The 12,952-nt window shown below is 67.6% G+C and carries 11 protein-coding genes; 7 read left to right on the forward strand and 4 right to left on the reverse strand.

Annotated features, from left to right (window positions below):
• Nucleotides 1–14 precede the first annotated feature (14 nt).
• The 7 genes from ACN5W5_RS05655 to ACN5W5_RS05685 all read left to right on the forward strand — a co-directional run bounded on the left by ACN5W5_RS05655 (nt 15) and on the right by ACN5W5_RS05685 (nt 8,462).
• Nucleotides 15–1,304 carry a multifunctional CCA addition/repair protein gene (locus tag ACN5W5_RS05655; protein WP_420047586.1) on the forward strand — a complete coding sequence of 430 codons (1,290 nt, stop codon included), beginning with the start codon at nt 15–17 and terminating at the stop codon, nt 1,302–1,304.
• A gap of 107 nt (nt 1,305–1,411) precedes the next feature.
• Entirely contained in the window at nt 1,412–2,155 is a 744-nt protein-coding gene (otsB, locus tag ACN5W5_RS05660) for a trehalose-phosphatase (protein WP_420047587.1), read from the forward strand.
• Nucleotides 2,149–3,990, forward strand: a complete 1,842-nt coding sequence (locus tag ACN5W5_RS05665; protein WP_420047588.1) for a glycoside hydrolase family 15 protein — start codon at nt 2,149–2,151, stop codon at nt 3,988–3,990. The genes otsB and ACN5W5_RS05665 overlap by 7 nt, the downstream gene beginning before the upstream one ends.
• The gene (gene otsA / locus ACN5W5_RS05670; protein ID WP_420047589.1) at nt 3,991–5,373 is read left to right on the forward strand and encodes an alpha,alpha-trehalose-phosphate synthase (UDP-forming); all 1,383 of its coding nucleotides are present in this window, start codon (nt 3,991–3,993) and stop codon (nt 5,371–5,373) included.
• Between the two features lie 74 nt (nt 5,374–5,447).
• Nucleotides 5,448–6,353 carry a mechanosensitive ion channel family protein gene (locus ACN5W5_RS05675; RefSeq protein WP_420047590.1) on the forward strand — a complete coding sequence of 302 codons (906 nt, stop codon included), beginning with the start codon at nt 5,448–5,450 and terminating at the stop codon, nt 6,351–6,353.
• 37 nt (nt 6,354–6,390) lie between these two features.
• Nucleotides 6,391–7,101, forward strand: coding sequence for a response regulator transcription factor (locus ACN5W5_RS05680; RefSeq protein WP_420047591.1), 711 nt, complete (start codon nt 6,391–6,393; stop codon nt 7,099–7,101).
• Complete coding sequence (locus ACN5W5_RS05685) at nt 7,098–8,462, forward strand: sensor histidine kinase (RefSeq protein WP_420047592.1); 1,365 nt, start codon at nt 7,098–7,100, stop codon at nt 8,460–8,462. Before ACN5W5_RS05680 ends, ACN5W5_RS05685 begins: the two co-directional genes overlap by 4 nt.
• Nucleotides 8,463–8,682: 220 nt before the next feature.
• Here ACN5W5_RS05685 and ACN5W5_RS05690 read toward each other — a convergent pair whose 3' ends face one another.
• The 4 genes from ACN5W5_RS05690 to ACN5W5_RS05705 are packed head-to-tail and all read right to left on the reverse strand — an operon-like array spanning nt 8,683 to nt 12,890.
• Nucleotides 8,683–9,777 carry an ABC transporter ATP-binding protein gene (locus ACN5W5_RS05690; protein ID WP_420047593.1) on the reverse strand — a complete coding sequence of 365 codons (1,095 nt, stop codon included), beginning with the start codon at nt 9,775–9,777 and terminating at the stop codon, nt 8,683–8,685.
• A 5-nt stretch (nt 9,778–9,782) separates the two neighbouring features.
• A complete protein-coding gene (locus tag ACN5W5_RS05695; protein ID WP_420047594.1) occupies nt 9,783–10,643 on the reverse strand; it encodes a carbohydrate ABC transporter permease in 861 nt (286 codons plus the stop codon).
• Complete coding sequence (locus tag ACN5W5_RS05700) at nt 10,633–11,520, reverse strand: carbohydrate ABC transporter permease (protein ID WP_420047595.1); 888 nt, start codon at nt 11,518–11,520, stop codon at nt 10,633–10,635. Before ACN5W5_RS05700 ends, ACN5W5_RS05695 begins: the two co-directional genes overlap by 11 nt.
• Before the next feature lie 56 nt (nt 11,521–11,576).
• On the reverse strand, nt 11,577–12,890 hold the full coding sequence (locus ACN5W5_RS05705; RefSeq protein WP_420047596.1) for an ABC transporter substrate-binding protein: 1,314 nt from the start codon (nt 12,888–12,890) through the stop codon (nt 11,577–11,579).
• Nucleotides 12,891–12,952: the final 62 nt, after the last annotated feature.

Below are 12,952 nucleotides of genomic sequence, written 5' to 3' on the forward strand. Positions count from 1 at the left end.
CCTAAACTCCGCCCATGGACATTTACCTCGTGGGCGGTGCGGTGCGTGACGCCCTGATGGCGCGCGACGCTGACGCAGCCGCTTCGTCGCATGTCGACCGCGACTGGGTGGTCGTCGGCGCCACACCCGAAGCCATGGCCGCGCAGGGTTTCCTGCCCGTCGGGCGTGACTTCCCGGTGTTCCTGCACCCGCAGACGCGCGAGGAATACGCGCTCGCCCGCACCGAGCGCAAAACCGCGCCGGGTTACCACGGCTTTCATTTCCACACCGATCCGGGCGTCACGCTCGAAGACGACCTGGCCCGGCGCGACCTCACCATCAACGCCATGGCCATCGCGGCCGCCGATGCCGAAGACCCCGCCAGCGCCCGGCTGATCGACCCCCATGGCGGCCAGCGCGACCTGCGCGAGCGTGTGCTGCGCCACGTCACCGGGGCCTTCGGCGAAGACCCGGTGCGCATCCTGCGGCTTGCGCGCTTCGCGGCCCGTTTCCCCGACTTTTCGGTGGCCCCCGAAACCCGGGCGCTGATGTGCCAGATGGTGGAGCACGGCGAAGTGGACCACCTGGTGGCCGAGCGCGTCTGGCAGGAACTCTCACGCGGCCTCATGGAGCAGCGGCCGAGTCGCATGTTCGAGGTGCTGCGCGACTGCGGCGCGCTGGTGCGCCTGCTGCCCGAGGTGGACCAGCTCTGGGGCGTGCCGCAGCGCGCCGACCACCACCCCGAGATCGACACCGGCGTGCACCTGATGATGGTGCTCGACATGAGCGCGTCGCTCGGTGCCTCGCTGCCGGTGCGCTTTGCCTGCCTGTGCCACGACCTCGGCAAGGGCACAACGCCCGCCGACGTGCTGCCGCGCCACATCGGCCACGAGGAGCGCAGTGCGCGGCTGCTGCGCGGCGTGTGCGAGCGCTGGCGCGTGCCCGTGGAATGCCGCAAGCTCGCCGACGTGGTCGCGCGCGAACACGGCAACCTCCACCGCAGCGCCGGCCTCGGCGCGGCGGCCATGGTCCGCCTGCTCGAACGCTGCGATGCCTTCCGAAAACCGGTCCGCTTTCTCGACATCGTGCTGGCCTGCGAATGCGATGCGCGGGGCCGGCTCGGCCACGCCGGCGATGCCTACCTGCAACGTGAACGCCTGCTCCCGGCGCTGCAGGCGGCCCGCTCGGTGGTCACGGCGGACATCGCCGCGCAGGCCCAGGCCAGGGGCTTGAAGGGCCCGGACGTGGGCGCCCTGATCCACCGCGCCCGCGTCACCGAAGTCGCGAAAGCCCTCGGCGAAAGCACCCTGAAGAGCGCTTCCTGAAAAGGTCCAGCCGGTGTGTCAAGGCGGCTGGAAGTCCCGCACCCGGCGGGTCGGGCAAATACCCGCCGTGTGACAAGCGGCACCGGGTCTGTTACGGTCAACGGTTGATGAGCACATTACCAAGCCTGCTGGCGGGGCCATGCGCCCTGTTTCTTGATTTCGATGGCACGCTGGCCGAACTGGCACCCCGACCCGACGAGGTGGTGGTTCCGCGCGAACTCGTGACGCTGCTGGAACAGCTGCACACCCAGCTGGACGGTGCGCTGGCGCTGGTCACCGGCCGCGCGCAGGCGGACATCGACCCCTATCTCGCCCCCCTGCTGCTGCCGGCGGCTTTCGAACACGGTGCCGTGCGCCGGTCGCGCCTGGGCACCACGTCCACCGACCAACGCCCCGATCTCGGCCCCGTGCTGGCCGCCGCGCAGGCGCTGGCGGCCCACCATCCCGGTCTGCTCGTGGAACACAAGAAGACCGCCGTCGCCCTGCACTTCCGGCTCGCCCCCGAGCTGGATGCCGAATGCACCGCGGTCATGACGGCCGCCATCCGGCACAACCCCGATCTGCAGCTGCTGCGCGGCAAGGCCGTGGTCGAAGTCAAGTCCGCCCATGTGGGCAAGGGCTTGGCGATTGCCGCCTTCATGGCCGAGCCCCCCTTCAAAGGGCGCCAGCCGCTGTTTGCCGGCGATGACGTGACCGACGAGTCCGGCTTTGACGTGGTTCAGCGACTCGGCGGATCGGGCATCAAGGTGGGCGAGGGCCCGAGTTGCGCCAGCCACCGCATCGCCCACCCGCAGGCGCTGCACCAGTGGCTGCGGGACGCCATCCAACAAGCCCCCGACACCCCATGGTGATGAACCCGCCGGCCACCGCCGAACGCCCCGTCCACACCGGTTTTGCCGCACCTGCGCCCCCGTCCCTGTCACTCGGTGTGGTGGGCAATTGCGCCTTCAGTGCCCTGATCGATCCACACGGGCGCGTGGTCTGGAGCTGCCTGCCCCGGTTTGATGGCGATCCGGTGTTTCATGCGCTGCTCGGCGGCGAAGACGGTGCCGGCGCGTTTGCCATTGAAATCGAACACCTGGACAAAGCCCGGCAGTACTACGACCCCAACACCGCCGTGCTGCACACCGAGCTCTGGGACACCAAGGGACAGGGCCTGCTCATCACCGACTTTGCGCCCCGATTCCCCTCGCGCGGCCGCTTCTTCCGCCCCACCATGCTGGTGCGCCGGGTACGTCCGCTCCAGGGATCGCCCCGGGTCCGCGTGTTGCTCACGCCCCGCTTCGGCTGGGGCGCCGAAACGCCCACCATCACCTCGGGCAGCAACCACATCCGCTTCGTGGGCGAGCAGCAGACCCTGCGGCTGCACACCGATGCTTCGGTGTCCCATGTGCTGAGCCACCAGCCATTCCTGCTCACGCGCGAACTCAACTTCCTGCTGGGCCCCGACGAAACCCTGGAGGGCGGCATTGGCGACACGGCGCGGCATTTCGAACAGGAGACCCTGACCTACTGGCGTGGCTGGAGCCAGCGCCTGGCGCTGCCGCTGGAGTGGCAGGACGCGGTGATCCGCGCGGCCATCACGCTCAAGCTATCGATGTTCGAGGACACCGGCGCCATCGTCGCGGCCATGACCACCAGCATCCCCGAAGCACCGGGCACGCAGCGCAACTGGGACTACCGCTATTGCTGGCTGCGCGACGCCTTCTTCGTCGTGCGTGCGCTCAACAGCCTGGCCGAAGTCGGCACCATGGAGGACTACCTGCGCTGGCTCGCCAACGCCGTGGTCGGCTCCAACGGCGGCCACGTGCAGCCGCTGTTCGGCATCGGTCTGGAGCGCGATCTGCCCGAGCGCACCTGCAAGCACCTGCCGGGCTACCGCGGCATGGGACCGGTGCGCGTGGGCAACCAGGCCCACGAACATTTCCAGCACGACGTCTACGGCAACATCGTGCTCGGCGCGGCCCAGGCGTTTCACGACCGGCGCCTGCTCAACCCGGCGGGGCTGGCGGAGTTCAAGCAGCTCGAAGCCGTGGGCGAAAAGGCCGTGCTCATCTTCGACCAGCCCGATGCCGGCATGTGGGAGTTGCGCACCCGCGCCCGCGTGCACACCTCTTCGACCCTGATGTGCTGGGCCGCCTGCGACCGGCTGGCCAAGATCGGCCTCACCCTGCAACAGGGCGAACGGGCCGCCTACTGGCAACAACACGCCCGCGCCATGCGCGAGCGCATTCTGCGCGAGTCCTGGTCTGAAGAGCGCCAGGCGTTCGCCGCGGCCTTTGGCAGCCACGACCTCGACGCCAGTGTGCTGCTGATGGCCGAGGTGGGTTTCATCGACCCGATGGACCCGCGCTTCATCGCCACCCTGGATGCCCTGGAGAAACACCTGTGCGACGGCCCCTACATGCGCCGCTACGAAGCCGCCGACGACTTCGGCACACCCGAGGTGGCCTTCAACATCTGCACCTTCTGGCGCATCGACGCCCTGGCGCGCGTCGGCCGTGTCGACGAAGCCCGGGCCATCTTCGAAACCATGCTCCGTGCACGCAACCCGCTGGGCATGCTGTCGGAGGACACACATGCCACCACCGGCGAGATGTGGGGCAACTACCCCCAGACCTATTCGATGGTGGGCATCATCAACGCGGCCGTTCGCCTCTCGGCGGCCTGGGACACGGTGATTTAAATGGGCAGACTTGTCGTCGTTTCCAACCGGGTCGCCGACCCGCGCAAGACCGCCTCGGGCGGGCTGGCCGTGGCGCTCGGCCAGGCGCTGCAGGCCTCGGGCGGACTCTGGTTCGGCTGGAGCGGCAAGGTGGTGGAAGGCGGAACACCCGGCGAGGGCGATGTGCACCTGCAGACCGCCGGCCCGGTGCAGCTGGCCACGGTGGACCTGAGCCGCGAAGACCACGACAGCTACTACCTGGGCTACAGCAACGGCGTGCTCTGGCCGGTGTTCCATTACCGGCTCGACCTGGCCGATTTCGACGCCGGCTTCATCGGCGGCTACCGGCGGGTTAACCAGATGTTCGCGCACAAGCTGGCGGCGATGCTGCGGCCCGACGACGTGATCTGGGTGCACGACTACCACCTGATCCCGCTGGCCGCCGAGCTGCGCAACATGGGCTGCCAGCAGCGCATGGGGTTTTTCCTGCACATTCCCCTGCCGCCGCCCCTGATCCTGGCCGCCGTTCCGGAACACGAGTGGCTGATGCGCTCGCTGTTCGCCTACGACCTGGTGGGCTTCCAGTGCGAGGCCGACGTGGCCCATTTTTCCCGCTATGTGGGCACCGAGACCTCGGCCGACATCCTGGGCGAACACGAGTTCCGGGCCTTTGGCAAGACCCTGCAGGTGCAGGCCTTCCCGATCGGCATCGACGTGGACGAGTTCGCGGCGCTGGGTCGGGGCCGGGACGCCATCGACATGTACGAGCAGATGCGCGACGAATACTCGCGCCGCCGCCTGTTGCTGGGCGTGGAGCGCATGGACTACTCCAAGGGCCTGCCGCAGCGCATCAAGGCCTTCCGCCAGTTGCTGCAGAACTACCCGGAAAACCTGGGCAGCGCCACGCTGATCCAGATCGCGGCGCCCAGCCGCGAGTCGGTCGACGCCTACGCCGCGCTGCGCCATGAGCTGGAGAGCCTGTGTGGTTCGGTCAATGGCGACTTCGGCGAACTCGACTGGATGCCCGTGCGCTACATCCACCGCAGCGTGGCGCGCAAGCGCCTGCCCGGCCTGTACCGCGCGGCCTGCGTGGCGCTGGTGACGCCACTGCGCGACGGCATGAACCTGGTGGCCAAGGAGTTCATCGCCGCGCAGGACCCCGAAGACCCTGGCGTGCTGGTGCTGTCGCGCTTCGCCGGGGCGGCAGAGCAGATGCGGGACGCCCTGCTGGTGAACCCCTACGACACCACCCGCACGGCCGAGACCATGCAGCGCGCGCTGCAGATGCCGCTGGAAGAACGCCAGCGGCGCCACCAGGCTTTGCTGCAGCAGGTCCGCGAGCAGGACGTGCACTGGTGGCGCCAGCGTTTCCTGAACGCACTCAACGCCGTTTCGGCATCTTGATCCGATCCAGGGCGGTGCCTGCCAGCCGGCGGGCGCCGCCCTGACTTTTTCCCGCCCCTTCTGGAGGAACGCCCATGAACGGCAACATCCTGGACCTCGCCACCCGCTGGTGGATCGGCCTCGGCAGCGCCGCCACCACGCTGCTGCGCGTGACCCTCATCCTCATCGCCGCCTGGCTGCTGATCGCCGTCCTGCAGCGCGGCATACGGACGCTGCGCGAACGCATCGCCAGCCGCATGGACGACCGCGAGTCCACCAAACGCGCCGAAACCCTGGGCCGCGTTTTCCGCTACCTGGTCGGGGTGGTGGTGAGCCTGATCGCCGGCATGCTGGTGCTTTCCGAAGTGGGGGTGTCGGTCGCGCCCATCCTGGGTGCGGCGGGCGTGGTCGGTCTGGCGGTGGGCTTTGGCGCCCAGAGTCTGGTCAAGGACTTCTTCACCGGCTTCTTCATCCTGCTGGAAAACCAGATCCGGCAAGGCGACGTGGTCAAGCTGGGTGAACACGCCGGCATGGTGGAAGAGGTCACGCTGCGCTACGTGCAACTGCGCGACTACGACGGCAACGTGCACTACGTGCCCAACGGCCACATCAGCACCGTGATCAACATGACGCGCGGCTTCAGCAACGCGGTGATGGACATCGGCGTGGCCTACCGCGAGAACATCGACGAGGTGATGCGGGTCATGGCCGACGTGGCCCGGGCCATGCGCACCGATCCGATCCTCGGCGCCAGCATCACCGCCGATCTGGAGATCGCCGGGGTCGAGTCCTGGGCCGACTCGGCGGTGATCATCCGCTGCCGCTTCCGCTGCCTGCCGCTGGAACAGTGGAACGTGAAGCGCGAATACCTGCGCCGCCTGAAGGCGGCCTTCGATGCCGCCGGCATCGAGATCCCCTACCCGCACCTCACCGTGTACGCGGGCCAGGACCAGAACGGCAAGGCGCCCGCGTTTCAGGTGCGTCCGCTCGAAGCGGTCTGAGCGTCCGCGCGCCAGGCGGGGCGGCTAAACTGACCGGATGGCCCACCTGCTGATTGTTGAAGACGACGAACTGCTGCGCGATGCGCTGGGCGCCCAGCTCGCGCAGGCGGGACACCGCATCACCACCGCGGCCGACGGCGCCGAGGCCCTGGAGCTGCTGGCCCTGCAGGGTTTCGACGGCGTGGTGCTCGACCTCGGTCTGCCGCTGGTGGATGGCCTGACCGTGCTGCGCCGCCTGCGCCAGCGCCTGCCCGCCCTGCCGGTGCTGATCCTCACCGCGCGCGACGGTGTCGAAGACCGCGTCGAGGGCCTGAACGCGGGCGCCGACGACTACCTCACCAAACCCTTCAACCGCGACGAACTGCTGGCCCGCCTGCAGGCCCTGCTGCGCCGCGCCAGCCTGCCCGCGTTCGGCGCCCAACCCGCTCCCGCGCCGTCCGCTCCCGCCGCCGGCAACCTGCGGCTGGACCCGCAGTTGCCGCGCGCCTGGCTGGGCAACGAAGCCATCGACCTGACGCAGCGCGAATGGGTGCTGCTCGACCTGCTGGTGCGCCACAGCGGCCAGGTGGTGAGCCGCGAAGACGTGCTCGCCGCCTGGCAGTCCGAACCGGCCGAGACGGGCGGCGTGGCCTCGAACGCGCTGGAGGTCTATGTGCACCGCCTGCGCCGCAAGCTCAGCGGCTCGACGCTGAACATCCGCAATATCCGCGGGCTGGGCTACCTGCTGGAGTCGGCCGGCGCGCCATGATCGCCCCGTCGCGCCTGTCCCTGCGCCGCCAGTTGCTGCTGTGGCTGCTGCTGCCGCAGCTGGTGCTCTGGGCTGGCGGCGGTTTGCTGGCCTACCGCTTCGCCCTGTCTTACGTCGAGAAGGGCATCGACCAATCACTCACGCAATCGGTGCGGGCGCTGGCGCGCCAGGTCAAACCCGTCGGTTCGGGCCTGCTGATCGACTTTCCCAAGGCCGCGCAAGACGTGCTGGAGCAGGACCCCGACGACCGCATCAGCTACATGGTGTCGTCGCCGCCGGGCCAGTTCCTGCTCGGCAACCAGCGCCTGCCGCCGCCACCCCACCCGCCGCTGGTGGCCGGCGACCCGGTGTTCTACGGCAGCGTGCTCGACGGCCGGCCGCTGCGCATCGTGGCGCTGGACGTGAGCTACGGCGAAGCCAGCGCACCGCAGATCCTGCGCGTGCAGGTCGGCAAGGGACTGGCGGTGCAGCAGCGCATCGCGCGCGAGCTCGTGGCCGACATGCTCGTGCCGCTGCTGGCGCTGGGCGTGTTGCTGAGCCTGCTGGTGTATGGCGGCATCCGGCGCGGCCTGGCCCCGCTGACGCGCCTGACGGCACAACTGGAGAACCGCTCGGTCAACGCGCTCTCGCCCATCGGCATGACGCAGGCACCGAGCGAGGTGCACGCGCTGGTGCTGGCCATCAACGGCTTGCTGGGCGAGGTGGCGCGCAGTGTGCAGCAGGAGAAACGGTTCATCAACGACGCCGCCCACCAGCTGCGCACGCCGCTGGCCGGGCTGATCAGCCAGGTGGAACTGGCGCAGCGCCAGACCAGCGAGGCGGGCGTGGCCGAGCGCCTGTCCAAGGTGCGCACCGGCGCCGAGCGCAGCGCCCACCTGGTGCACCAGCTGCTGACCCTGGCCCGCACCGAAACCCAGGCCCGCCGCGAGCCGCTGGACCTGGCCACGCTGGCGCGCGAAGTGGCGCGCGAATGGACGCCACGCGCGCTCGCCGCCGGCATGGACCTGGGCTACGAGGGCGAAGACCACCTGACCATACAGGGCGATGCCCTGCAACTGCGCGAAGCCCTGAGCAACCTGATCGACAACGCGTTGCGGTACACCCCGCGCGGCACCAGCATCACCCTGCGCGTGAGCCAGGGCAGCGACGGCGCGCACCTCGCGGTGGACGACAACGGACCGGGCCTGAACCCCGACGACATGGCGCACGTGTTCCAGCGCTTCTGGCGCGGCAGCCAGCAACCCGGCGGCTGCGGCCTGGGCCTGGCCATCGTGCAAGAGATCGCCCGCCGCCACGGCGGTGAAGCCACGGTGACGCCATTGCAGCCACAGGGGCTGAGGATTCTGTTGCGGCTGGTGTGAGCGGCTGAGAACGGCACTGGGAGGAGAGGGGGAGTCCGCTCCCGATTTCGCTTCCGCCCCCAATGCCGTGTGGCCGAGCAGCGCAAGGAAGCCCGCAGGGCCCCGGACTTCGGCTCGCCTTTTCTTTGCTTACTTTCTTTTGGCGAAGCAAAAGAAAGTGAGTCGGCCGCCGGGCCGAGACCCGGCTCGCCACAGGAGCAACAAAGCTCCAACAAAGAAATCAGGCCAAGTGATGCCCATCCATCTCCTTCAACCTCACCCCGGAAGCCTGGTCAAACCAGTTGTTGTGCCGCCCGCTCACCGTCATGCCCGCCATGTCACCCACCTGGATTCTGGTGTTCGCCGGCGCCCGCACCGTCATCAGCCCCACGGCGGTCTTCACCACCACGTAGGTGTCGGCACCGGTCGGCTCCACCAGCACCACCTGGCCGCGCCAGGGCGCGTCGTCGCTCAGGTGGATGTGCTCGGGCCGCTGGCCCAGCGTCACCTGCTGCACGTCCGGGCAAGGCAGATCCAGCGAGCCGCCTTCGAACACGAACTTGCCACTGTCCCCCGAGCGCTCCACCTGGCCAGGAATGAAGTTCATGGTGGGCGAGCCGATGAAGCCCGCCACGTAGGTGTTGCTCGGGCGTCGGTAGATTTCGTCGGGCGTGTCGATCTGCTGCAGGATGCCGTCCTTCATCACCGCGATGCGGCTGCCCAGCGTCATGGCCTCGATCTGGTCGTGTGTCACGTACACCGTGGTGATGCCGCTCAAGTGGTGCAGGCGCTTGATCTCGGCGCGCATTTCCACGCGCAGCTTGGCGTCCAGGTTGGACAGCGGCTCGTCGAACAGGAACAGCTGCGGATCGCGCGCCAGGGCCCGGCCCATGGCCACGCGCTGGCGCTGGCCGCCCGAGAGCTGGGCCGGCCGGCGGTCCAGCAGGTGCTGTATCTGCAACATGCCCGCCACCTCGTGGATGCGCTTGTCGCGATCGGCCTTGGGCACCTTGCGCATCTCCAGCGCGAAGCCGATGTTGTCGGCCACGGTCATGGTCGGGTAGAGCGCGTAGCTCTGGAACACCATGGCGATGTCGCGCTGCGCGGGCGCCATGCCGATCACGTTCTTGCCGGCGATGTGCAGCTCGCCTTCGGTCGGCTCTTCGAGCCCGGCAATGATGTTGAGCAGGGTGGACTTGCCGCAGCCCGAGGGGCCGACCAGGATCAGGAACTCGCCCGGCTCGACGTCGATGTCGATGCGCTTGAGCACCTCGACCGCCTTGTCGCCCTTGCCGAAGGCCTTGCGGATGCCCTTGATGTGCAGAGAAGAAGCCATTGTTTTTATCCTTTCACGGCGCCAGCCGTGAGGCCTTTGAGGAAGTACTGACCGGCCAGCACGTAGACCAGCATGGTGGGCAGGCCGGCGATGATGGCCGCGGCCATGTCCACGTTGTAGTTCTTGACGCTGCTGGTGGTGTTGGCCATGTTGTTCAGGCCGACGGTGATGGGTTTGCTGTCGGCGCCGCTGAAGGCCACGCCGAACAGGAAGTCGTTCCAGATGTTGGTGAACTGCCAGATGAGCGTGACCATCATGATGGGCGTGGACATGGGCAGCACGATGCGCCAGAAGATGCGCCAGAAGCCCGCACCGTCGATGCGCGCGGCGTTCACCAGCTCGCGCGGCACGGCGGTGTAGTAGTTGCGGAAGAACAGCGTGGTCCCGGCCATGCCGGCCAGGCAGTGCACCAGCACCAGCCCGCTGATGGAGCTGGACAGGCCCAGATACCCCAGCACCTGGCTCATGGGCAGCAGCACCACCTGGAACGGCATGAACACACCGAACAGCAGGAAGCCGAACAGCACTTCAGAACCGCGGAATTTCCACATGCTCAGCACGTAGCCGTTGACCGCGCCCCAGGCGGTGGAGATCAGCACCGCGGGCACGGCCATGAACACCGAGTTCCAGAAATACGGCTGCAATCCCCGGCAGTCGACACCGGTGCAGGCACTGTTCCAGGCCAGGAGCCAGGCATCCGGGTTCAGGCTCTGCGGCAGGCTCAGCAGGTTGCCGCTGCGGATCTCGGTGGCGTCCTTGAACGAGGTGACGAGCATCACGTACATCGGCGCGAGGAACAACAACGCCGCCACCAGCAGCACGCCGTAGACGATGATCCGGCCGAAAGAGAACGGTTTAGCGGTCATGGGGTTTGCTCCGCAGTTCGCTGTAGAGATACGGAACAACAATCGCAGCCACGGTGGCCAGCATCATGGTCGCGCTGGCCGCCCCCAGGCCGATCTGGCCGCGCGTGAAGCTCATGGTGTACATGAAGGTGGCGGGCACGTCGGTGGCGAAACCGGGGCCACCGGCGGTGAGCGCCATCACCAGGTCGAAGCTCTTGATCGACAGGTGCGAGAGCACCAGGATGGTGGAAAACACCACCGGGCGCAGGATGGGCAGGATGATGCGCCAGTAGATCAGCGGCAGCGCGGCGCCGTCGATCTGCGCGGCCTTGATGATGCTGTCGTCGATGCCACGCAGGCCGGCGAGGAACAGCGCCATCGCAAACCCGGCCGACTGCCAGATGCCCGCGATCACCACGCAGTAGATCGCAAAGTCGGACTGCACCAGCCAGTCGAAACTGAAGCTGGCCCAGCCCAGGTCGCGCATGAGTTTTTCCAGCCCGAGGCTGGGGTTGAGAATCCATTTCCAGGCGGTGCCGGTCACGATGAACGACAAGGCCATGGGGTAGAGGAACACGGTGCGCAACACGCCTTCGGCACGCACTTTCTGGTCCAGAAAGATGGCCAGCACCATGCCCAGCGCCATCGAGCCGCCCACGTACAGCAGGCTGAAGATGCCCAGGTTCTTCAAGGCCACGTACCAGCGGTCCATGTCCCAGAGTTGCCGGTACTGCGCGAGTCCCACGAATTCGTCGTAGTTGGGCAGCATGCGCGAGCCGGTGACGGACAACACGCCGTTCCAGATCATGAAGCCGTAGATGAACGCAAAACCGAACACGAAGGCCGGTGCGATCACCAGCTTGGGCAGCAGGTTTTCAAAAGATTTCATGGGGTGCATTCAAAGACAACCCCATCCACCGGGGATGGGGTTGTGGGCACGCGGCGGGTGAACGCTTATTTGGTCGCAGCGGCTTTGGCGATGTTCTTCACACCGTCGGCCACCGAGATCTTGTCGTCGTTCCAGAACTGGCTGACGGCGTCCTTGATGGCGCCTTCAGCAGCGGGGCTGACGGCCATGCCGTGCGCCACCGAAGGCACCAGACCACCGGCCTTGGCGGTGGCCACGAAGTCCGCGGCCGAGAGCTTGGCGCAATCGTCGAACTTGCTCATGTCGTGGCCCAGACGCACCGGGATGGAACCCTTGTTCTGGTTGAACACTTCCTGGAACTCGGGGCTCAGGATGGCGGAAGCCAGGTCGGCCTGGCCCTTCTGCGCGGCCTCGTCCTTCAGCTTGAACATGATGAAGGAGTCCACATTGAAGGTGTAGGCGTTGGCGGTGCCCGGTGCAGCCGCGCACAGGAAGCCCTCGCCCGGCTTCTGGCCCGCGGCGGTGAACTCGCCCTTGGCCCAGTCGCCCATGAACTGGAAGCCGGCCTTGCCCTGGATCACCATGGCGGTGGTCATGTTCCAGTCGCGGCCCGAGGAGGCGTCGTCCACATAGCCCTTGAGCTTGCGGAAGGTCGTCACGGCCTTGGTCATGGTCGGGCTGGTGAGCGCGGCCGGGTCGAGCTTGACCAGGGCCTTGTCGTAGAACTCGGCACCGCCCACGCCCAGCACCACCGACTCGAACACGGTGAAGTCCTGCCAGTTCTGGCCACCGTGGGCCAGCGCGATGTTGCCGGACTTCTTGATCTTGTCGGCCGCGACGAAGAATTCGTCCCAGGTCTTGGGCATGCCCGCGACGCCAGCCTTCTTCAGCACTTCGGGGTTGGCCCACATCCAGTTGACGCGGTGCACGTTGACCGGTGCGGCCACGTAGTGACCATCGGCCTTCATCACATCGGCCACCACCTTGGGCAGCAGCTCGTCCCACTTCTCGGCGCCGGCCACGTTGTCGATGTTGGCCAGCATGCCTTCCTTGGCCCATTCCTGGATCGCCGGACCCTTGACCTGCGCAGCCGTGGGCGGGTTGCCCGAGACGGCGCGGCTCTTGAGCACGGTCATGGCGTTTTCACCGCCACCACCGGCCACGGCGAAATCCTTCCACTCGTAGCCCTTGGCTTCGAGCATGCCCTTGAGCTCGGCGGCCGACTTGGCCTCGCCGCCCGAGGTCCAGTAGTGCAGCACTTCCACCGCGGTCTTGGCCGGTGCGGGCGCAGCAGCGGGCGCCGGCGTGGCGGCGACTGGGGCAGCCTCTTCTTTTTTGCCGCAGGCGGTGGCGAGCAGGGCAGCGACCAGCGCGGCACCAAAGGTGTAGGTGAACTTCATGGGTTGTCTCCGTTGGATGGCCTGCGGCCCGGTTGTGGTTGGCCCGGCGCGGGCTGCACCGA

The sequence above is a fragment of the Hydrogenophaga sp. ZJX-1 genome (genome assembly GCF_048590325.1).
In the GTDB taxonomy this organism is placed as follows: domain Bacteria; phylum Pseudomonadota; class Gammaproteobacteria; order Burkholderiales; family Burkholderiaceae_C; genus Hydrogenophaga.